Annotated in this window: 16 protein-coding genes; 7 read left to right on the forward strand and 9 right to left on the reverse strand. The window is 75.3% G+C overall.

Annotated features, from left to right (window positions below):
• Positions 1-80 precede the first annotated feature (80 nt).
• From KG103_RS00620 to KG103_RS00630, 3 genes are all read left to right on the forward strand, one after another.
• Positions 81-1,739 carry an OmpA family protein gene (locus KG103_RS00620; protein WP_207340162.1) on the forward strand — a complete coding sequence of 553 codons (1,659 nt, stop codon included), beginning with the start codon at positions 81-83 and terminating at the stop codon, positions 1,737-1,739.
• 44 nt (positions 1,740-1,783) lie between these two features.
• The gene (locus KG103_RS00625) at positions 1,784-3,061 is read left to right on the forward strand and encodes an alpha/beta fold hydrolase (RefSeq protein WP_207340301.1); all 1,278 of its coding nucleotides are present in this window, start codon (positions 1,784-1,786) and stop codon (positions 3,059-3,061) included.
• A gap of 103 nt (positions 3,062-3,164) precedes the next feature.
• Positions 3,165-4,775, forward strand: a complete 1,611-nt coding sequence (locus KG103_RS00630) for an OmpA family protein (RefSeq protein WP_207340163.1) — start codon at positions 3,165-3,167, stop codon at positions 4,773-4,775.
• Positions 4,776-4,860: 85 nt separating this feature from the next.
• On the opposite strand, the gene KG103_RS00635 is transcribed toward KG103_RS00630, so the two are convergent.
• Genes KG103_RS00635 through KG103_RS00645 form a run of 3 tightly spaced genes read right to left on the reverse strand, consistent with a single transcriptional unit; the run spans position 4,861 to position 8,276 of the window.
• Complete coding sequence (locus KG103_RS00635; RefSeq protein WP_207340164.1) at positions 4,861-6,831, reverse strand: carbohydrate-binding domain-containing protein; 1,971 nt, start codon at positions 6,829-6,831, stop codon at positions 4,861-4,863.
• A gap of 24 nt (positions 6,832-6,855) precedes the next feature.
• Positions 6,856-7,671, reverse strand: coding sequence for a polyphosphate polymerase domain-containing protein (locus KG103_RS00640; protein ID WP_207340165.1), 816 nt, complete (start codon positions 7,669-7,671; stop codon positions 6,856-6,858).
• Entirely contained in the window at positions 7,668-8,276 is a 609-nt protein-coding gene (locus KG103_RS00645; RefSeq protein ID WP_249670681.1) for a DUF4956 domain-containing protein, read from the reverse strand. Before KG103_RS00645 ends, KG103_RS00640 begins: the two co-directional genes overlap by 4 nt.
• 198 nt (positions 8,277-8,474) lie before the next feature.
• Here KG103_RS00645 and KG103_RS00650 point away from each other — a divergent pair, with 198 nt between their 5' ends.
• The gene (locus KG103_RS00650) at positions 8,475-10,157 is read left to right on the forward strand and encodes an OmpA family protein (RefSeq protein WP_207340166.1); all 1,683 of its coding nucleotides are present in this window, start codon (positions 8,475-8,477) and stop codon (positions 10,155-10,157) included.
• Between the two features lie 40 nt (positions 10,158-10,197).
• On the opposite strand, the gene nrdI is transcribed toward KG103_RS00650, so the two are convergent.
• Positions 10,198-10,623: a class Ib ribonucleoside-diphosphate reductase assembly flavoprotein NrdI gene (gene nrdI / locus KG103_RS00655; RefSeq protein WP_207340167.1), complete on the reverse strand. Its 426-nt coding sequence runs from the start codon at positions 10,621-10,623 to the stop codon at positions 10,198-10,200.
• A gap of 209 nt (positions 10,624-10,832) precedes the next feature.
• Positions 10,833-11,594, reverse strand: coding sequence for a 3-oxoacyl-ACP reductase FabG (gene fabG / locus KG103_RS00660; protein ID WP_207340168.1), 762 nt, complete (start codon positions 11,592-11,594; stop codon positions 10,833-10,835).
• A gap of 146 nt (positions 11,595-11,740) precedes the next feature.
• Between fabG and KG103_RS00665 the strand changes: the two genes are divergently transcribed.
• Together KG103_RS00665 and KG103_RS00670 are read left to right on the forward strand one after the other, a co-directional pair.
• Positions 11,741-12,646 (forward strand): ATP-grasp domain-containing protein, encoded by a 906-nt coding sequence (locus tag KG103_RS00665; protein WP_207340169.1) that lies wholly within the window; start codon positions 11,741-11,743, stop codon positions 12,644-12,646.
• Positions 12,647-13,009: 363 nt separating this feature from the next.
• A complete protein-coding gene (locus KG103_RS00670; RefSeq protein WP_207340170.1) occupies positions 13,010-14,593 on the forward strand; it encodes a M20/M25/M40 family metallo-hydrolase in 1,584 nt (527 codons plus the stop codon).
• A gap of 451 nt (positions 14,594-15,044) precedes the next feature.
• Here the strand turns inward: KG103_RS00670 and KG103_RS00675 are convergent, their stop codons facing one another.
• The 4 genes from KG103_RS00675 to KG103_RS00690 are packed head-to-tail and all read right to left on the reverse strand — an operon-like array spanning position 15,045 to position 17,570.
• A complete protein-coding gene (locus KG103_RS00675) occupies positions 15,045-15,383 on the reverse strand; it encodes a helix-turn-helix transcriptional regulator (RefSeq protein WP_249670682.1) in 339 nt (112 codons plus the stop codon).
• Positions 15,376-16,236: an ABC transporter permease gene (locus KG103_RS00680; RefSeq protein WP_207340171.1), complete on the reverse strand. Its 861-nt coding sequence runs from the start codon at positions 16,234-16,236 to the stop codon at positions 15,376-15,378. Before KG103_RS00680 ends, KG103_RS00675 begins: the two co-directional genes overlap by 8 nt.
• On the reverse strand, positions 16,233-17,144 hold the full coding sequence (locus KG103_RS00685) for an ABC transporter ATP-binding protein (RefSeq protein ID WP_207340172.1): 912 nt from the start codon (positions 17,142-17,144) through the stop codon (positions 16,233-16,235). Before KG103_RS00685 ends, KG103_RS00680 begins: the two co-directional genes overlap by 4 nt.
• Positions 17,145-17,177: 33 nt before the next feature.
• Positions 17,178-17,570 (reverse strand): VOC family protein, encoded by a 393-nt coding sequence (locus KG103_RS00690; RefSeq protein WP_207340173.1) that lies wholly within the window; start codon positions 17,568-17,570, stop codon positions 17,178-17,180.
• A 131-nt stretch (positions 17,571-17,701) separates the two neighbouring features.
• On the opposite strand from KG103_RS00690, the gene KG103_RS00695 reads away from it, so the two are divergent.
• Entirely contained in the window at positions 17,702-19,816 is a 2,115-nt protein-coding gene (locus KG103_RS00695; protein WP_207340174.1) for an alpha/beta fold hydrolase, read from the forward strand.
• The last annotated feature ends 63 nt before the right edge of the window (positions 19,817-19,879 follow it).

Here is a 19,879-nt window from a genome sequence, read left to right on the forward strand (position 1 = left end):
GGGTGACGACGGGGTCGGTGGCCCGGTCGACACGGACAAGTCCGGCATCATGAGGGCCCCACCCTCTGGAGGACCCTCTCGTGCGTGCTGCCCGCCGCCGTCGCCCGGCTCGTGCCGGCCTCGTCGTCGTTCTCGTCGCCGTGCTGCTCGCCGCCTGCACCGGCGGCGGCGCGACCCCGGACGGCGAGACCGACGGGACGCCCACCGCCGACCCCGGGCCGCGGCCCGAGGACGTGGTGGCGAGCGAGGTGGTCGTGACGTCGGAGGCCGAGGTGCGCGTCGACGTGCACCCGGTGGTGCGCGTCGGGGACCTCGCCGTGCTGACCCTCGACCTCATCCCGCCCGACCCGTTCCCGGAGACGGGCAGGGTGCACGTGCACGGGTGGGACGTCGACGGGCTCACGTACCACCTCACCAGCGAGGCCCCGTCGAACGTGCGGCTCGTCGACCTCGTCCGTGACGTGGTCCTGCACGGCGGCACGGACGGCGAGGGCGCCCCGGTCGTGGCACCCGAGGGCTGGGCGACGCTGCGGGACCCCGCCGGGACCCGCCTGCAGATCCCGTTCGCGGCCCCGCACCCCGACGCCGACGAGGTGGCGCTGTTCCTGCCCGGGGCGCCGCTGGTCGCCGCCGTGCCCGTGATCGACGGGGACGTGCCGGCGAGCGTGCGTCCGGCGTCGGCCGCCGCGCCCACCGGGACGCCCGGCGCGTCCGGGTCCGCCACGGCGAGCGCGTCGCCGGCGCCGGCCCCCGAGGTGCTCGACCTGGACGCCGTGGTCGCCGCGCCCGTGTTCCCCCTGGAGTCGACGAGCATCGAGCTCGCCGGCGCGGTGACGACCGTGGAGTCGCAGGAGCGCGTCGACGTGTCCCTCGGGTCGGACGTGCTCTTCGAGTTCGACCAGGACGTCCTGACCCCGGCGGCCGACGAGGCGCTGCGCCTGGTGGCCCAGCGGCTGACGGAACGCGCGCCGGGCGACGTCACGGTCGTGGGGCACACCGACGACCAGGGGGACGAGGCGTACAACGCCGACCTGTCGCAGCGCCGTGCCCGGACTGTCGCCGACGCCCTGGGTGCCCTCGTCGACCCCGCGTCGTACCCCATGGGCGTCGAGGGGCGGGGCGAGTCCGAGCCGGTCGCGCCGAACACGTCGGACGAGGACCGGGCCCTGAACCGTCGCGTGACGGTCACCCTCACGTCCACGATGGTGACCCGCACCGAGCTGACGACCGGGGGCGAGCTGCCCCCGTTCGGCCAGGAGGGCCAGGTCGGCACGGCGGGCACGCCGCTGCCGGTCGACGCCCTCATCGACTGGGAGGTGGAGGCGACCGCGCGACGCGTGCACGGGCACGTCGTGGTGGACCTGGTCGCCCGCAACGTCGACGACCGCTCCAGCTCCGGTGCCAAGATCGGCTCCCTGGACGGCGGGGACCGGGGCCGGGGCGAGGGCACGACGGCACCGAGCGCGTCGTCGAGCGGCACGATCCTGCACGGCGCGACCCGGGTGCTCCCGCTGGACTACCGCACGGGCGTCTCGGAGCGGCACCCCGGTGGCGAGTGGTTCGCGCTCGCGGACCTCACGGTCGGCGGCGACATGGACCCGGGGCAGGCGCGCACGTTCTCCTTCGTCTACCCGGAGCTGGACGTCGACACCGTCACGTTCCAGGCGGGGACCGGGCGGAGCTCGTCGTACGACTTCCGCATCCTCGACATCCCCGTCGCGGCGGAGGGGACGGGCTGACGCCGCGCCGCCGCTCGTAGGCTGACGACGTGGACGAGTACACGATGACCGGGTTCCGGGTGCGCGAGCACCGCGTCGAGGTGCCGGTCGACCGGGGGGACCCGCAGCGGTTCGGCTCGGTCGAGGTGTTCGCGCGCGAGGTCGTCGACCCGGAGCGCGACGGCGAGGACCTGCCGCTGCTGCTCTTCCTGCAGGGCGGCCCCGGCGGCATGGGGCCGCGCCCGACGCCCGGCGGCGGGTGGTGGGCGACCGCGCTGCGCACCCACCGCGTCGTGCTGCTGGACCAGCGCGGAACGGGCCGCTCGTCGCGGATCGAGGGGGCGGACGTCGCGGCGTTCGACGACCCCGCCCGGGCCGCGGACTACCTGGCGTGCTTCCGCGCGGACGCGATCGTCGAGGACGCCGAGCACCTGCGCCGCACCGTGTACGGCGGGCGGCGGTGGACGACGCTGGGGCAGTCCTACGGCGGGTTCCTCACCCTCACGTACCTGTCGCGGTACCCCGAGGCGCTCGAGGCGTGCTGGATCACCGGTGGTCTGCCGCCCGTCGGCGCCACGGCCGAGGACGTGTACGCCGCGACGTACCCCCGGCAGGCGGCCCGCAACCGCGCGCTGCACCGCGCCTTCCCGACGGACGTCGAGCTGCTGGGGCACCTCGCCGACCGGGTCGCGGCGGGGGGCGTCGTGCTGCCGACGGGTGACGCGCTGACGGTCGAGCGGCTGCAGACCCTGGGGATGTCGCTGGGCATGAGCACCGGGGTGGACGACCTGCACTGGCTGCTGGACACCGCGCTCGACCGCCACGGCGAGCCCGCGCCGGGGTTCCTCGCGCAGGTCGCCGCGCGCACGGGGTTCGACACCAACCCGCTGTACCTGGTGCTGCAGGAGGTCATCTACCACTCGGGTGAGCGTGAGCCCGGGTGGGCCGCGGCGGCCGAGCACGCCCGCCACCCGGACTTCGCGGCCACCGCCCGCCCGCTGCTGCTCACCGGCGAGGCGGTGTACCCGTGGATGTTCGACCAGGTCGCGGCGCTGCGCCCGTTCGCGGCCGCCGCCCACGAGCTCGCCGCCCGGACCGAGTGGCCCGCGCTCTACGACGTCGACCGGCTCGCCGCCAACGAGGTCCCCGTCGCCGCCGTGCAGTACCTCGACGACCCGTACGTCGACGTCGACCTGGCGCGCGCGACCGCGGCGGGCCTGGGCAACGCGCAGGTGTGGCTCACCAACGAGTACCTGCACGACGGGCTGCGCGTCGCCGGTGACACGATCCTGCCGCGGCTGGCCGACCTGACGTCCGGCCGCTGGACGGTCACGTCCGGCTGACGCGGTCCGCGGTGGGCCGAACGGGCGGAGTCGGGGCCGTCGCCCCGACGACCGGGGCGAATCGGGCATCATGAGCAGCCCCACCCCTGAGGAGATCTGACCCGTGCCTGCTCGCCGCCTCCGTCCGCTGACGACCCTGGCCGCCGCGCTCGTCCTGGCCCTCGGGGCCTGCACGACGGGGGACCCGGGTCCCGCCGCCGGCGCGACCACCGCGGCCGGTACGCCGTCGGCCGCGCCGGCGCCCCAGCCCGACGACGTCGTCGCGTCGTTCGTGGTCCCCTTCAACGGTCACGACGTGGACGTCGAGGTGTACCCCCTCGTGCGACACGGCGAGCACGTCGTGCTCACGGTGGACTTCACCGCCCGGGCGCCCGCCGTGCCGGAGGAGGACAGCGTGATCCTCTTCGGCCTCGGGGGCCGGGCCTTCACGACGGAGATCCTGCACGGCCCGGTCAACCTGCGGCTGCTCGACCTGGAACGCGACGTCGTCCACCACGTCGCGCGCGACGCGCAGGGACGTCCCGTCGTCACCGACGGCGACTGGGACGTCATCGGGACCGCGGACGGTACCCGGCTGCAGACGGCGTACGCCGCCCCGCCGCCGGACGTCCGGAGCATGTCCCTGTTCCTGCCCGGTGCGCCGCTGGTCGCGGACGTCCCGGTCGTCGACGGCGACGCGCCGGCCCCGGTCCGTGCCGTCGCCGGCGCGACCGCCACGCCGGCGGAGGAGCCCGACGGGCTGGACTGGGACGCGGTCGTGGCCGCACCGACGTTCCCCCTGGAGTCCGCGAGCGTCGAGCTCGCCGGCGCCGTGACCACGACCGAGTCGGTCGAGCGGGTCGAGGCGTCTCTCGGGTCCGACGTCCTGTTCGAGTTCGACCAGGCCACGCTGACGCCGCAGGCCGGCGAGGCGATCGCGCTCGTCGCGCAGCGGCTCGCCGAGCGCGAGCCGGGACCGGTCACCGTCGTCGGGCACACCGACGACCAGGGGGACGACGACTACAACCTCGACCTGTCGCGGCGTCGGGCGCAGACGGTGGCCGACGCCCTCGGGGCGGCGGTCGGCCCGTCGTACCCGTTGCAGGTCGAAGGGCGGGGCGAGGCGGAGCCGTTCGTGACCAACGACTCCGACGACGACCGCGCCCGCAACCGGCGCGTGGCCGTGACCCTGGAGTCGACCGTCGTGACGCAGACCGAGGTCACCGCCGCCGGGGAGCTGCCGCCGTTCGGGGAGGACGGCACGGTCGGCAGCGCCGGCGGAGGGCTGCAGCTCGGGGACGACCGCGCCCGGTGGCTGCTGGACGCGACGGCCCGTCACGTCCACGGGCACCTGGTGGTCGACCTGGTGGTGACGGCACCCGAGGGGCAGGACGAGGCGGTCTTCGCGGCCCTCAGCAACGTCCTGTCGTCCCACCGCGGCGACGGGACCGTCGTGCCGATGCAGAACGCCGCCCGCGTCTCCGTCCTCGACGGCGCGGTCCGGTTGTTCCCGCTGGACTACCGCACGGGTGACCGTGAGGGCTTCCCGGGAGGGGAGTGGTGGAGCGTCGCCGACCTCGAGGGCACGCCCACGCTCACCGGGGGTCAGCGGCGCACGTTCAGCGCGGTCTACCCCCGCATGGACACCGCCGAGGTCACGCTGCAGGCGGGCGACGGCGGCTTCAGCTCCAACGACTTCCGGATGACCGGTGTGCCCGTGGTCGCGGACGAGTAGGGGACCGTCGGGCTGACGCGCGGAACCCGGTGCGCCCCGCGGGCCCCACGCCCGTGCGGGGCGCAGGACCGCGCGCAGCACGTGCTCAGGCCGAGCTGCCGGTCCCGGCGTCGCCGGGCCGTGCCGGCGGGGTCCTCCCGTCGGTCGGGGCCTCGGGCCGCCGGCCGTCGCCGGCCGGGGGCTGCGGCCTGCCGCCCCCGTCGGTGGGCGCCTGCGGCCACGCGTCGTCCCCGGTCGGCGGCTGCGGCGCGGTCCCGCCGCCCGGGGCCCCGCCCGGCCCGCCTGTCCCGCCCGACGCGACGCCCGCCGTCGCCGTGGCGCGCTCGGTGCCGCCGGTCGCGTCCCCACCGGCGCGCAGCCCGCCGACCGACTCCCCGGACGCGGACCCCCCGACGACGAGCCGGTACGTCGCGTCCGCCACGACGTCGCCCGACGAGTACACGACGTTCCGGACGTCCCGGCCGGTCTCGAAGGTCGCGACGAGCGTGCCGTCCTCCGCGACGACGTGCACGACGCTCCCGGCGGGCACGGCCTCGTCGGACGTCAGCGACACGAACGACTGCGGGCTCGACACCGCCGGGGTCTGCGCCATCTCCCCCGCGCCGGTCGCGAGCAGGACGCCACCGCTGACGGTGATCGCGCCGTTGGCGTCGAACGCCGCCTCGGGGCCGCGGGCCGGTCCGTCGACCACGACGGTGCCGCCGCTGATCGTCACGGTGCCGTTCGAGTCGATCCCGTCGCCGTCCGCGTGCAGCACGACCGTGCCGCCCGTGACGGCCACCTCGACGCCCTCGACGGCCTGCTCGGGTGCGCTGGTCGCGGGGTCGGAGCCGTTGACGGCGTCGTCGGACGCGACGACGGTGACGTCGCCGCCGGTGACGGTCACGACCGTGCCCTCCAGGCCCTCGACACAGGCCGCGACGTCGACCGTGCCGCCCTCGACCAGCAGGCCCGCCTCGGCGTGCGCGGCGTCGTCCCCGGCGGACAGCTGCACGTCGCCGTCGGTGACCGTGAGGTTCCCGTCGGAGTGCAGCGCGTCGTCGGCCGCGTCGACGCGCAGCTGCCCGCCGCCCACGACGAGCGCGGCGCCCGCGGCGAGCCCCTTCGGGCTCAGGTCGTCCGTCACGGACGCCGCCTGCGACGCACCCCCGCCCGCGACGGCGGACACCGACCCGCCGCCGACCAGCACGTCGGTGGTCGCCGTGATCCCGTCGTCGCCGGACGTCACGTCGGCCGTGCCGCCCGCGACGTGCACGTACCCGCGGGTCGCGTCGTCGTCCGCGTCGGACTTCAGGCCGTCGCCGCCCGCCTCCACGGTGAGCGCACCGTCGAGCACGACGAGCGCGTCCTTGCCGCGCACGCCGTCGTCGACGGCGGTGACCGCGACGGTCCCGGACGCGAGGACGAGGTCGTCCTTCGACGCGATCCCGTCGTTCGCGTTGCCGGTGACCTGGAGCGACCCGGCGCCGGCGATCGTGAGGTCCGCGGTCGAGAACAGCGCCGCGTCCGGGGCGTCCTCGGCGTCCGCGTCGGCGTACGTCGCGGCGTCCGCCAGGGTGTTGGACGACCCCTGGGCCAGGCCCACCACGACCTCCTCGGCGGCGGTGACCTGCAGCGCCGACGTGGTCGACGACGTGATCGACGCGCCGTCCAGCACCACGGTCACCTGCTCGTCGTCCGCGGTGTCGACGACGACCTGGCCATCGGTGAGCGTCCCGGTCAGCACGTACGTGCCGGCGGCGGTGATCGTCACCGTGCCGCCGTCGACCTGCACACCGTCGCCGTCGGCGTGCGCCGTGGTGCCGTCCAGGGTGACGGTGACGGCGCTCGCGGCGTCCCAGGTGGTGTCCGACGTGACGTGGTCGTGGTTCGCGGCGAGCTCGGCCTCGACGGTCGTGTCGGCGTCGGCCGGGTCGACGTCGGTGACCGCGCTCGTGGCGGAGTCGGTGGCCGCGTCGGTCGCGTCGGCCGACGGCGTCGCGGTGCTCGTGCAGCCGGCGAGGAGGACGGCGGTGAGCGCGGCCGGCAGGGTCAGCCGGGTGAGGGTGCGTCGCATGGGTGCTCCGTTCGTGGGGGCCGGTCAGCCGGCGGGGACGAGGGCGGGCGCGACGTGCCGGTCGAGCACGGGCCGCCAGGGGGTGCAGGGCAGGCGCGGGTCGAGGACCGCCATGCCGGTGCCGTACTTGGACAGGCGCACGGGCCGGTGGCCGTGGCGCCACAGCAGACGGTCGGCGGCCGAGGGCGTCGAGCCGGTCTTGGTCTCGACGACGGCCAGGCCGTCGAGCCGCAGGGCGGCGTGGGACGGCGCGACCGTGCCGGTCCCGGCCCAGGTGAGCCCGGTGTCGACGGTGACGCGGGAGGGTGCCGGGCCCGTCAGCAGGAACGTGCGTCGCGCGTACCGCGTGACCAGCGCCGGCGTCAGCGGGCCGGCCGGGGCGGGCACGGTGGCGGCGTCGAGCACACCGGCGACGAACGCCGTCGCCGCACCGGTCAGCGGGGCGGACGGGTCGGCGTCGTACGGCACCCGCGTCTTGACGGTGGTGCCGCGCGGTCCGCGGGTCTTCACCTCGACGAAGCAGGCGGCGGAGTCCAGGTAGGTGCGGGTGCGGACCTTGAAGCGCCGGCGCCTGCGCTGCGCGGCGCCGCGGAAGCAGGTGAGGTCCGGGGTGTCGAGGTACACCGACGCGTAGTCGAAGCGCTCACGGCCGTCGACGCGCAGCACCCGCAGGCCGTCGTCCAGCCGGTCGTGCAGCGCGGCCACCAGGGCCTCGGCGACGGCCACGGGGACGACGTACTTGCGGTCGACCCGGGTCTGCAGGCCGGCACGCGCCGTCAGCTCCTCGAGGGTCACGCCGGCGAGGCCGCCGAGCGGGACGGACCCGGACGGGGCGCTCACCGCGCCACCCCCGCCAGGACGGGTGCGTCGGCGGACGCCGCGTCGGCGGGACGGCGCGCGCCGTCGAGGAGGGAGTAGCGCACCTCGACCCAGGTGGTGTCGTTGACGAGGTCGAGGCGCTGCACGTCCACCGCGTGCACCCGCGCGCCCAGCAGCTCCTCCAGGTGGGCGACCAGCGCCGCCTCGGACGTGAACGCCCGGTCCAGCACGACCGTCTGCGAGCGGTACCGGCGCAGCAGCCGCGGCGAGTCGCCGACCGCCATGACCGCGACCACCAGCGCCATCAGCCCCACGCCGAGCGGCACGGACGTGACCCCGAGCCCGCCGACGAGCCCGAGGGCCAGCGCCGAGAAGTAGTAGGCCACCTCGCTCTGCGCCAGCTCGGTGGACCGCAGCCGGATGATCGACAGCACGCCGAACAACCCCAGCCCCAGGCCGGCGCCGACCGTCCCGGACCCGAGCGCCGCCGACACGGCCAGCACGCCCACGTTGACGCCCAGGTAGGCCACGACCAGGTCGCGGCGGCGGTGCCGCGGCACGTAGAGGGCGAAGGTCAGGACGACGACGGCGACGAGGTCCGCCGCCAGCAGCGTGAGGTCGGGCACGGGTGCCTCCGAGCGTCGGTGACCCGCCGGGTGCGGGTGGGTCCATGGAGCCGCACGCGCCTGTGACGACGCTGTGGGGACGCTGGGTCGAGGCTCTGACCTGGCGTGTCCTGCAAACGGGTGAGCGTGCCCGCCCGGCGGGCCCGCGTCCGGAAGGTCCGGCATCATGGCCGCACCCCACCCCCGGAGGACCCTTCCGTGCTCGTCTCCCGACGGACCCGCCCCCCGCTCGCCGCCGGTCTCGTGCTGGCCCTCGCCGTGCTCGCCGGCTGCACGGCGGGTGACGCGGACACCCCCGCCCCCGACGCGACCCCGACGCCCACCGTCGACCCGGGCCCGCAGCCCGAGGACGTCGTGGCGACCGCCGTGATCCCGGAGGGCGGCATCGACGTCGAGGTCGGGGTCCACCCGGTCGTCCGGGCGGGTGAGTACGCGGTGCTCACCCTCGACCTGACGCCGCTCGAGGAGCTGCCGGACGGCGACCCCGTGCACGTGAACGGGTTCGCCGGCGCGCTGTCGCGCAACGTGACGCTCCGTCCGCCGTCGAACGTCCGGCTGGTCGACCTCGAGCGGGACGTGATCCACCACCCCGGCGTCGGAGGGGACGACTGGCCGGTGGTGGCGCCGCGCCAGTGGGACGTGCTGCGCGGGCCCGAGGGCAGCCGCGTGCTGATCCCCTACGCGGCTCCCGCGGACGACGTCACGAGCGTGTCGGTCCTGCTGCCCGGCGCCCCGCTGTTCGCCGACGTCCCGGTGATCGAGGGCGACGTCCCGTCGAGCGTGCGCCCCGACGCCGGAGGCGGTGACCCGTCGGCGACGGGCACGCCGACGGCCGCGGGCACGGCGACGGCGACCCCGTCGCCCCGGCCCGAGCCGGAGACGCTCGACCTCGACGCGATCGTCGAGGCGCGCACGTTCCCGCTGGACTCGAGCAGCTCGGAGCTCGAGGGGGCCGTCACCACGACGGAGTCGACCGAGCGGATCGACGTGCAGCTCGGCTCCGACGTGCTCTTCGAGTTCGACCAGGCGACGCTCACCCCGGCCGCGAGCGAGGCCGTCGCGCTCGTCGCCGCGCGGATCGCCGAGCGCGAGCCGGGGACGGTCGACGTCGTCGGGCACACCGACGACCAGGGGGACGACGCCTACAACCTCGACCTCTCGCAGCGGCGCGCGCAGGCGGTCGCCGACGCCCTGGCGGCGCAGGTCGACGCGTCGTCCTACCCGCTGCAGGCGCAGGGCCGCGGTGAGGCCGAGCCGTTCGTCGCCAACGACTCCGAGGAGAACCGGGCGCTCAACCGCCGGGTGACGGTGTCCCTGACCTCGACGGTCGTGACCCGCACCGACGTGACCACCACGGGTGAGCTGCCGCCGTTCGGTGAGAAGGGCACCGTCGCCCCCGGCGACGCGCCCCTGAAGATCGTCAACCTCGCGCGGGCGTGGGAGGTCCAGGCGACGGCACGCCGCGTGCACGGGCACGTCGTGGTCGACCTCGCCGTGCGCGGCGACGACGAGGAGGACGGCCTGGGGTGGGCCGTCGGGTTCCTCCGCGGGAAGCACCCGCACCGCGGCGACGGCACGCGGACGCCGGAGAACGTCGCCGGCCGTGCGGTGATCCTGCACGGTGCGTCGAAGCTCTACCCCATGGACTACACCACCGGCCCGACGGACGGCGCCCCGGACGGGGAGTGGCTGACCGTGACCGACCTGGACGCCGGCGCGTGGATCGACGGCGGACAGACACGGATGTACTCGTTCGTCTACCCGCGCATGGACGTCGACACCGTCACGTTCCAGGTCGGCAACGGCATCACGTACAGCGACGACTTCCGTCTGCTCGACGTGCCGGTCGCGCCCGACGCCTCGCCCACCGCGGACGGGTGACGGCCGGCCGGCGAGGGAGGTGCCCTCGGCGCGCGGCGCGTCAGCCCGCGTGCCGCACGTCGAGCGCCGCGTCGAGGTCCTGCAGGATCCGCTCGCACTCCTCGACGTCCCACGGCGTGCCGGCCAGCTCGAACTCGAACAGCACGGGCCGTCCGGACCGCTGCGCGATCTCGCGCGCGGCCTTCTGGTAGTACTGCCCGAAGTTGCGGTTGCCGGACCCCATCACCCCCACGAGCAGGCGGCGGTTGTGCGCCGAGCGCAGGAACCGGCGCACCGCCTCGGGGATCGTGTCGTTCGCGTCGTTGCCGGTCTTGTACGACGGCGTCAGCAGCACCCACGGCCCGTCGACCTCGCTGGTGCGGTGCTCGCGCTCGGCGAGGTTGTGCACGGGCCGGTCCAGGCGCTCGGCGAACGTGCGGACGAGTCCGCTCGCGGACGAGTAGTAGTAGACGGGCGTGCGACGCATGACCCCAGCCCACCTCCCGGGCGACGTGCGGGCCGTGGACGTTGGTCCTGGCCTGGCCTGGCCTGGCCTGGCCCGGCCCGTGGCCGGCACCCGCGGTCAGGTGACCAGGTGGTGCACCGCGTAGACCAGCCCGACGACCGCGGCCAGCGCCACCGCCGTGCTCGTCCACACCAGCAGCCGGGCGACCCGGCGGGTGCGACGCTCGTCGGTCATGCCTCCGCCAACGCCTCCGGCGACTCGGGCAGCACCTGGCCGCCGTCGACGACGATCCCCTGCCCGGTGACGTACCGGGCGCCGTCGGACGCGAGGAACGCGACGACCTCGCCCACGTCCTCGGGCTCGGCGAGGAACCCCAGCGGCACGGACCGCGCCATCCGGGCCATGTACTCCTCACCCAGCGCCCGCAGCCCGGGCGTCAGCACGTTGCCCGGCAGCACCGCGTTGACCGTGATCTCGGCACGCGCGAGCTCGATGGCGGCGGTGCGCACGAACCCCATCTGCGCGGCCTTCGTCGCGCCGTAGTGCGCCCAGCCGGGGTACCCGGTGATGTTGCCCGTGATCGAGCTGGTCACGACGACGCGCCCGCGGCCCGACGCGGTCAGCGCCGGCAGCGCCGCCTGCACGGCGTGGATCGTGCCCTTGAGGTTGACGCCGACGATCCCGTCGACGTCCGTGTCCGTCATGTCCGCGACGCGCGCCTGCGGGTAGACGCCCGCGTTGGCGGCCAGCACCGACAGCCCGCCGAGGTCCTCGACGACCCGCGCGACGACCTCGCGGCACGCGTCGGCGTCCCGCACGTCCAGGACGTGGGCCGCCGTGCCGCGGGCGCGTGCGTCGTCGCACTCCTGCTCGGTGAGCCCCGTGACGACGACCTGCGCGCCGTGGCGCTGCAGGGTCTGCGCGATGCCGTGGCCGATGCCGAGGGTTCCCCCCGTCACCAGCGCGGTGCGTCCGGCGAGCAGCTCGGCCATGACGGTCCCCTCCCACGGCGACGGACGGCGCCGTCCCCGTCCGACTCTCGCGCACCCCGGCGCGGCCCGCACCCCGGCGCGCCGCCACCCCGGGTGGCCCGTCGGTACGCCGGGCGGCGCGCGTTCCCCGCCCCTACGATCCGAGGATGGGCGCAGGGGGAGCGCAGCGCAGGATCCTGGTGACCGGTGCTGCCGGTCCGGCAGGCCGGGCGCTGGCGAGCAGGCTCGTGCAGGTGGGCGAGACGCGCGAGGTCTGGGCGATCGGCGCGGACATGGCACCGGTCCCGGTGCCCGGCTACGAGGCGGTCGAGATGGTCGCCCCGGCGGTGGACCCGCGGTACGAGGAGGACATGCTGGCCCTCGTCGCAGGGCTGGAGCCGGACCTCGTGCTGCCCACGGTGTCGGAGGAGCTGCCACGGATCGCGACGCTCGGGCGGGCCGTCGGCTGGGGCCACCGGCTCGTGGTCTCGGCTCCCGGCCCGGCCGCCGTGGCGGGAGACAAGCTGCTGACGATGTGGGCGCTCGCGCGGGCCCGGGTCGACGTGCCGGTCTTCGCCGTCGCGAGCAGCTTCAGGTCCGCGGCGCAGGTCCTCGACTGGGCCGGTGGGCCGGCCGTCGTCAAGCCGCGCGTGGCGCGCGGCGGGCGCGGCGTGCACGTCCTGGACGACCCCGACGACCGGGTGTGGGGGCGGGTCGACGCGTCGTGGCTCGTGCAGGGCTTCGCCCCCGGCACGGAGTACAGCCCGCAGGTGTACCGCTCGCCGACGACGGGCGAGTGCACCGTCGTCGTCCTGCGCAAGGCGGCGCTCGAGCACGGACGGATCGGCAACGCGACGGCCGTGGACCGGGTGCCGGAGGGTGACGAGGCGGACGTCGCCGACCTGGCGGAGCGGACCGTGCGCGCGCTGGACCTCGTGGGCCCCGTCGACATGGACGTCCGCCGGCTCGCCGACGGCACCCCGGTGGTGCTGGAGGTCAACGCCCGGTTCGGTGCGGTCTCGGCGTCGGCGCCCGAGCTGCTGGACGCGGTCCTGGACGACTGGCCCGGCTGACCCAGCGCGTCCTCGGCGGTGGTGGCGACGTCGACGGACATCCCCCCGTGCCGTTCGAGCGCGATGCGCAGGAACTCCAGGGCGTCCGCGTCGTCCTCCAGCACGAGGGCGGTGCACGGGTCGTGGACTGCCATGGTCCCCCCGGGGGGCGTGCGCCGCTGCCGCTGTCCACCGGAGGGACGCGCGGCGGACGCCGCCCGGCGCCGGTGCGGGACGACGGCCCCGCCCCGGATGTCACCGGATGTCGTGACTTTCCGGACGGCATCGTCCTACCGTGTCGGGACGTCGCCCGCGGCAACCCCCGGGGGTGTCGTGGCCGCGGCCGCCCGGCCGCCGGTCCCTCGTGCAGAAGGGGACACCACCGTGGCAGCTCGACGCACCACCGCCCTCGCGGGCACCCTCGCCGCGCTCGTGCTCGGCACGAGCGCCCTGCTCGTCCCACCCGCGGCCGCCCACGGTCGCGGCGGTGGGCCAGGCCACGGCCCGGGCCACGGGTCCGGCCACGTCGTCGACGCCGAGCGGTTCGCCCGGCAGGTGACGACCCGCGGCGTCTGGCGGCACCTGGAGGAGCTGCAGCGCATCGCCGACCGCAACGACGGCAACCGCGCCGCGCTGACGTCCGGGTACGAGGCCAGCGCCCGGTACGTCGAGCGCACGCTGCAGCGTGCCGGGTACACCACGACGCGCGACCCGTTCACGTTCGAGTTCGAGGTGGTCGACGCCGCGACCCTGACGACCGACGGCGGGGCGACCTACGACGTCGACCAGATGCAGTACGCGCCGAACTCGCCCGAGGGCGGCGTGACCGCACCCGGGTCGGTCCCCGCCGACGTCACCGGGTGCACGGCCGACTCGTGGGCGGGCGTCGAGGTCACCGGCACCATCGCCGTGGTCAGCCGGGGGGTCTGCTCGTTCGCCGAGAAGGCGGTCGCTGCGGAGGCGGCCGGCGCCGTGGGCGTCGTCGTCTACAACAACGTCGAGGGGATCCTGTTCGGCACCCTCGGTGCGGAGGGTGTGGCCACGGTGCCCGTGGCCGGTGCCGACCTGGCCGACGGGCAGGCGGTCGTCGCGGACATCGTCGACGGCGGCGCGACGCTCACCCTGGACACCCGGTTCCACGTCCAGCAGGAGGAGAGCTTCAACGTCATCGCGGAGACGCGGGCGGGGCGCGACGACAACGTCGTCATGCTCGGTGCGCACCTGGACGGCGTCGAGGAGGGCCCGGGCCTGAACGACAACGGCAGCGGCTCGGCGGTCCTGCTCGAGGTCGCGGTGCAGCTGGCCAAGCAGAAGAAGCTCAACAACACCGTGCGGTTCGCGTGGTGGGGTGCCGAGGAGCTCGGCCTGCTCGGGTCGACCGCGTACGTCGAGGAGCTCGCGGGTCAGGAGGGCGAGCTGGACCGCATCGCCACCTACCTGAACCTCGACATGGTCGGCTCGCCCAACTACATCATCGGCGTCTACGACGCGGACGAGTCGACGTACCCGGCGCCCGTGACGGTGCCGCCGGGTTCCGCCGAGACGGAGGCCGTGCTGACCGGCTGGTTCGACGCGACCGGCCAGCCGTGGGTCGACACGGAGTTCTCCGGCCGCTCGGACTACCAGGCGTTCATCGAGAATGGCGTGCCGGCGTCCGGCCTGTTCACCGGCGCCGACGACATCAAGACCGCCGAGGAGGTCGCGCTGTTCGGCGGCACCGCCGGCATCACCCACGACCCGAACTACCACAGCCCTGGCGACGACCTGTCGAACGTCAGCCGTGAGGCGATCGGGATCATGGCCCCGGCGGTGGCGTTCGCGACGGCCAGCCTGGCCAACGACACCTCCGCGATCAACGGGGTGTCGGGTCCCGGCGACCAGGGCCACCAGCACGGACCCTGGAAGCCCGGCAAGGGCAAGGGGCACGGGCGCGGCCACGCGGGTGCCATGGACCTGCGGACGTCGTGACGCGCTGACGGCGTGACAGCCGGTGGCCCGGGTGCCTGCGGGTGCCCGGGCCGCTGTGCGTCCGGCGCCGTGCGCCCGGCGATGCACGTCCGGCGCTGCACGTCCGGCGCTGCTCGTCCCGTTGGCGTGGCCGCCCAGCCTCGCTCAGGACGGGCGACATCTTGCTCCTCCGCGCGGTCTCTGCCAAGGGGGTGCATGACCTTTTCTTGACCCGCGGACACGCGGAGGCCAAGACGCGACCGCAGAATCGCCCGCTTGTGACGAAAATGTGAAGATTCTCACCCGCACGTGCCGCTCGGCCGGGTCAAGGAGCAGGATGCGAGGTGGCCGCCCAGCCTCGCGCCCAACCCGCCGCGCACCGCGCCCCGGCGTCTCTGCGTCCCGCAGCGTCGCCGTGTTCCCGGCGCTTGTGTGTTCCCGGCGTTCCTGCGCGCTCAGCGTTCCTGCGCGCTCAGCGCAGCCCGGACCTCGTGGCCCCGACCTGCGGCGTGTCGCCGATCCGCGGGAACGGTGCGAGCGAGAACGCCACCTCGACGGGGACGTCGAAGAACTGCGCGATGCGCAGCGCCAGGTGCAGCGACGGGCTGTACTCGCCGCGCTCGAGGTACCCGACCGTCTGGTAGTGCACACCGAGGGCCTCGGCCAGCTCCCGCCGGCTCACGCCGCGCTCGGCGCGCAGCACGGCGATGCGGTTGTGCACGGTCTCGCCGCCCGTGGGGCGGCGACGCGCGTCCTCGGCCGCGTCGGGGGCCGCGTCGTCCGGCGTGCCGGGGCGAACTCCGTCAGCCACGCTGCAGCGCCGCCTGGACGCGGTCGGCCAGCGCTCCGGCCGTCTGCCGGGCCTGGGTGCGGCGCAGCAGCAGCGGCGCCGCGACCAGGCCGACCACGGCCCACGCGAGCAGGACGACGGCCGCGACCTCCGGGTGCCAGGCGCCGCCGATCTCGAGGGACTCGGCGCCCGCGGGCAGCGTCGTCGCGCGCAGCCCGTGCGCGAGCCAGTACAGCGGGAACACCTGCGCGACGCCCTCCGCCCACGGCGGCACGGTCTGCGGGCCGAAGACGCCGGAGACGAACGCGAGCGCGACGATCGGGGCCATGACGAACAGCATGACGCGCGTCGGGCGTCCGGCGAGCGCGCCGCCCACGATGCCCAGCGGCAGGATCGCGAGCGTGCCGAGCAGCAGCCACCCGACCATCGCGGCCCACCCGGCCGCGCCCTGGTGCATCGGGTCGCCCAGCAGGAACGGCCACGGCAGCAGGATGATCGCGAGCATGGGCAGCGCGCCGAGCAGCTGGCCGACCACGACGCCGACCGTGTAGGTCGTCGTGCCGCGCGGTGCCGTGCGCAGCCGCAGCAGCGTGCCGTCCTCGGCCTCCGCCGCCAGTGCGAACGCGGGGCCGATGGCCATGCCGAACAGCACGACGGACGCGAGGATGCCGGGCAGGGCGAGGTTCGGCAGCGTCAGGCCCCCGCTGCCGGGCACGACCGTGTCGCGCTGGGACACGAGGTAGACCAGCACGGCGAGCCCGATGAGGACGTTCCAGCCGAGGTCCTCCGGGTTGCGCAGCATGTGCCGGAACTCGGTCACACCCCGGCGCAGGCCGAGCCGGACCGCCCAGGGCAGGGGTGCGGACGTGCTCATCGGGTCACCTCCAGGTCGTGGCGGGCCGTGTCGGCCTCGTGCCGGCGGACGATCTGCAGGTACGCGTCCTCGAGGCTCGCGCGGACGACCTCGAGGTCGTCGACCCCGCCGCGGGCGAGGAGCTCGCGCGTGAAGGCCACCGGGTCGTGCGTGCTGTGCACGTGCCGCGTGCCGTCAGCGCTCCAGCGCACCTCCGACGGTCCGGCGACCTCCCGGGCGACGGAGGCAGGGCTGCCGTCGGCGACGACGTGCCCTCCCGCCAGCAGCAGGATCCGGTCGGCGACGACCTCGGCCTCGGCGAGGTCGTGCGTGGTGAGCAGCACGACCGTGCCGTCGCGGTCGACCACCTCGTGCACGATCTCGTGGAACTCGCGCCGCGCCGCGGGGTCGAGGCCGGCGGTCGGCTCGTCGAGGATCAGCAGGTCCGGGCGCCCGACCAGTCCGACCGCGATGTCGAAGCGGCGGCGCTGACCGCCCGACAGGGTCGCCATCCGCTGGTGGGCGACGTCCGTGAGCCCCACGCGGGCGAGCAGGTCGTCAACGGGTCGGGGTCGCGCGAGCCCCGGCCGTGAGTACGGCTGGTACGCCTCGGCGAGATGGCCGAGCAGCTCCCGCACGCGCCAGCGGCGGTGGTCCCGCCACGACTGCAGCACCACGCCGATACGGGCGCGCCAGGCGTCGTCGCCGTGCTCGGGGTCGGTGCCGAGCACGGTCACGTCGCCGCCGTCGCGACGGCGGAAGCCCTCGACGACCTCGACCGTGGTCGTCTTGCCGGCGCCGTTGGGGCCCAGCAGCGCGACCACCTCGCCGGCCCCGACCTCGAAGCCGATCCCGTCGAGCACCGTCCGCCCGCCGTACGCCATGTGCAGGTCGGTGACCCGGATGGCAGTGTCGTCGCGTACGTCCATGTAGTAGGTCTACTACATGCCGTCGTACTTGCGCTACGGCTGAGTTGCGCCGATCGGTGTGGAGATCACCCACCGGTGACCGAACGGGTCGACCAGCCACCCCCGTCGCTCGTCCCCCTGGTCGCTCGGCTCGCGGTCGACGGTCGCCCCGGCGTCGACGGCCCGCGCGTACGCGGCGTCGACGTCACCCACGGTGAGCGCGACCGCCCCCGTCGCGTGCCCGAGCGTCGCGGGCGCCCAGGCGCCGTACTCGTGCGCCTCGTCGGACAGGAAGAGCGGCGCGCCGTCGATCGAGAGCGCGGCGAACCCGACGCGACCTTCCTCCTCGTAGCGCTCACCGACCTCGACCGCGCCGAACGCCGCCGCGTAGAAGTCGATCGCCGCGTGCGCGTCGTGGACGGTCAGGTAGGGCGTGATGGTCGTCATGGCGCCTCCTCGTCGAGCCGCGTGGGCCTGGGTGCCCGCGTGCGTGCCGGCACTCAGGAACTTACTGCGCCCCTCTGACACCCGCGCCCGGCCGGGTCCTCGCTGTGGGCCCGGGGTGATAGGACGTTCCCATGACGACTGCCACCGACGGCGACACCCCTGCCGCCACCCCCTTCGAGGACCTCGACGACTACATCGCGCTGCCGCGCCTGTCCGGCCTGGCGCTCTCGCCCGACGGCACCCGGCTGGTCACGGCCGTGCAGACGCTCGACGCCAAGCGCACCGCGTACGTGACCGCGCTGTGGGAGGTCGACCCCACGGGCGAGCGTCCTGCGCGCCGCCTGACGCGCTCCGCCAAGAGCGAGGCCTCCGCGGCCTTCACGCCGGGCGGGGACCTGCTGTTCACCAGCGCGCGCCCCGACCCCGACGCCACCGACGCGGCCGACGACCCGAAGCCCGCCCTGTGGCTGCTGCCCGCCGACGGCGCCGAGGCGCGCGTGATCGCCGACCGCGCGGCCGGCGTCGGCGGGGTCCGAGCCGCCACCGCTGCCCCCGCGGTGCTCGTCGTGTCCGACGTGCTGCCCTCCGCCGCCGACGACGAGACCGACGAGCGGCTGCGCAAGGAGCGCAAGGACAAGAAGGTCGCCGCGATCCTCCACACCGGCTACCCGGTGCGGTACTGGGACCACGACCTGGGCCCCGGCTCGCCGCACGCCTTCGTCGCGACGCTCACCGACGACGTCGCGGCCCCGCTCGCCGGGCAGCGCGACCCGCGCCTCGCGCTCGCGGACGTCACGCCCGACGCGGACGTGGCCCTGCGTGAGGAGTCGCCGACGCTCAGCCCGGACGGCCGCACGGTCGTGACCGCGTGGCACCGCCCGGGCGCGCGTGGCGTCCTGCGGATGCAGCTCGTGGCGATCGACGTCCAGACGCGCGAGCGCCGCGTGCTCGTCGACGACGCGGACGGCGACCTCGCGCACCCCGTCGTGTCGCCCGACGGCCGGTGGGTGGCCTACGTGCGCGAGACGATCTCGACGCCGCACCGGGCGCCGTCCGTCCAGCTGTGGGTCGTGCCGCTCGAGGGCGGCGAGGCGCGCCACGTCGCTGCTGCGTGGGACCGCTGGCCGACCGACCTGGTGTGGCTGCCGTCGTCGGACGCGATGCTCGTCACCGCCGACGACGACGGGCGCGGTCCCGTCTTCCACGTCGACCTGGGGACCGATGCGGTCACGCGTCTGACCAGCGACGACGCCACCTTCGCGAACGTGCAGGTGGCGCCCGACGGCCGGACGGCGTACGCGCTGCGCACGTCGTACCTCGCCCCCGCGCACCCGGTGCGGATCGACCTCGCCGCCGCGCTCGCGGACGGGCCCGTCGCTGCCGAGCCGCTGCGCTCGCCCGCGGCCGACGTCCCGCTCCCGGGCCGTCTGGAGGAGGTCGTCACCACCGCCGCCGACGGCACCCGCGTGCGCTCGTGGCTCGCGCTGCCCGACGGCGCCGGCGCGGACGCGAAGGCGCCGCTGCTGCTGTGGATCCACGGCGGCCCGCTCGGGTCGTGGAACGCGTGGTCGTGGCGCTGGAACCCGTGGCTGCTGGTCGCGCAGGGCTACGCCGTGCTGCTGCCCGACCCCGCGCTGTCCACCGGCTACGGCCAGGACTTCATCCAGCGCGGCTGGGGCGCGTGGGGCAAGGCGCCGTACACCGACCTCATGGCCGCCACCGACGCCGCGCTGCAGCGCGACGACGTGGACCCCGAGCGGACCGCCGCGATGGGCGGGTCGTTCGGCGGCTACATGGCCAACTGGGTCGCCGGGCACACGGACCGCTTCCGCGCGATCGTCACGCACGCGAGCCTGTGGGCCCTCGACCAGTTCGGCCCGACCACCGACGCGTCCTACTACTGGGCGCGTGAGATGACGCCCGAGATGGCGCTGGAGAACTCGCCGCACCGGTTCGTCGGCGACATCGTCACCCCGATGCTCGTCATCCACGGCGACAAGGACTACCGCGTGCCGATCGGCGAGGGCCTGCGCCTCTGGTACGAGCTGCTCGCGGCGTCCGGCCTGCCCGCGGACGAGGAGGGGCGCACCCCGCACCGGTTCCTGTACTTCCCGGACGAGAACCACTGGATCCTCACGCCGCAGCACGCGAAGGTCTGGTACGGCGCCGTCGAGGCGTTCCTCGCCGAGCACGTGCTGGGGCGCACGGGCGACGACGCGGTGGCCTACCCCGAGGTGCTCGGCTGACCGTCGCGGACGCACGACGGCCGGCTCACCCCTCGGGTGGGCCGGCCGTGTCGTCGGGCCTGT

This window comes from Cellulomonas wangleii (genome assembly GCF_018388445.1).
GTDB classification, from domain to species: domain Bacteria; phylum Actinomycetota; class Actinomycetes; order Actinomycetales; family Cellulomonadaceae; genus Cellulomonas; species Cellulomonas wangleii.

Bases quoted from the DNA above. Each gene is read 5' to 3' on its own strand.
- KG103_RS00625 (WP_207340301.1), top strand. From the start codon at position 1,784: ATGACCGGGTTCCGGGTGCGCGAGCACCGCGTCGAGGTGCCGGTCGAC.
- KG103_RS00635 (WP_207340164.1), bottom strand. From the start codon at position 6,831: ATGCGACGCACCCTCACCCGGCTGACCCTGCCGGCCGCGCTCACCGCC.
- nrdI (WP_207340167.1), bottom strand. From the start codon at position 10,623: ATGCGTCGCACGCCCGTCTACTACTACTCGTCCGCGAGCGGACTCGTC.
- fabG (WP_207340168.1), bottom strand. From the start codon at position 11,594: ATGGCCGAGCTGCTCGCCGGACGCACCGCGCTGGTGACGGGGGGAACC.
- KG103_RS00665 (WP_207340169.1), top strand. From the start codon at position 11,741: ATGGGCGCAGGGGGAGCGCAGCGCAGGATCCTGGTGACCGGTGCTGCC.
- KG103_RS00680 (WP_207340171.1), bottom strand. From the start codon at position 16,236: ATGAGCACGTCCGCACCCCTGCCCTGGGCGGTCCGGCTCGGCCTGCGC.
- KG103_RS00685 (WP_207340172.1), bottom strand. From the start codon at position 17,144: ATGGACGTACGCGACGACACTGCCATCCGGGTCACCGACCTGCACATG.
- KG103_RS00690 (WP_207340173.1), bottom strand. From the start codon at position 17,570: ATGACGACCATCACGCCCTACCTGACCGTCCACGACGCGCACGCGGCG.
- KG103_RS00695 (WP_207340174.1), top strand. From the start codon at position 17,702: ATGACGACTGCCACCGACGGCGACACCCCTGCCGCCACCCCCTTCGAG.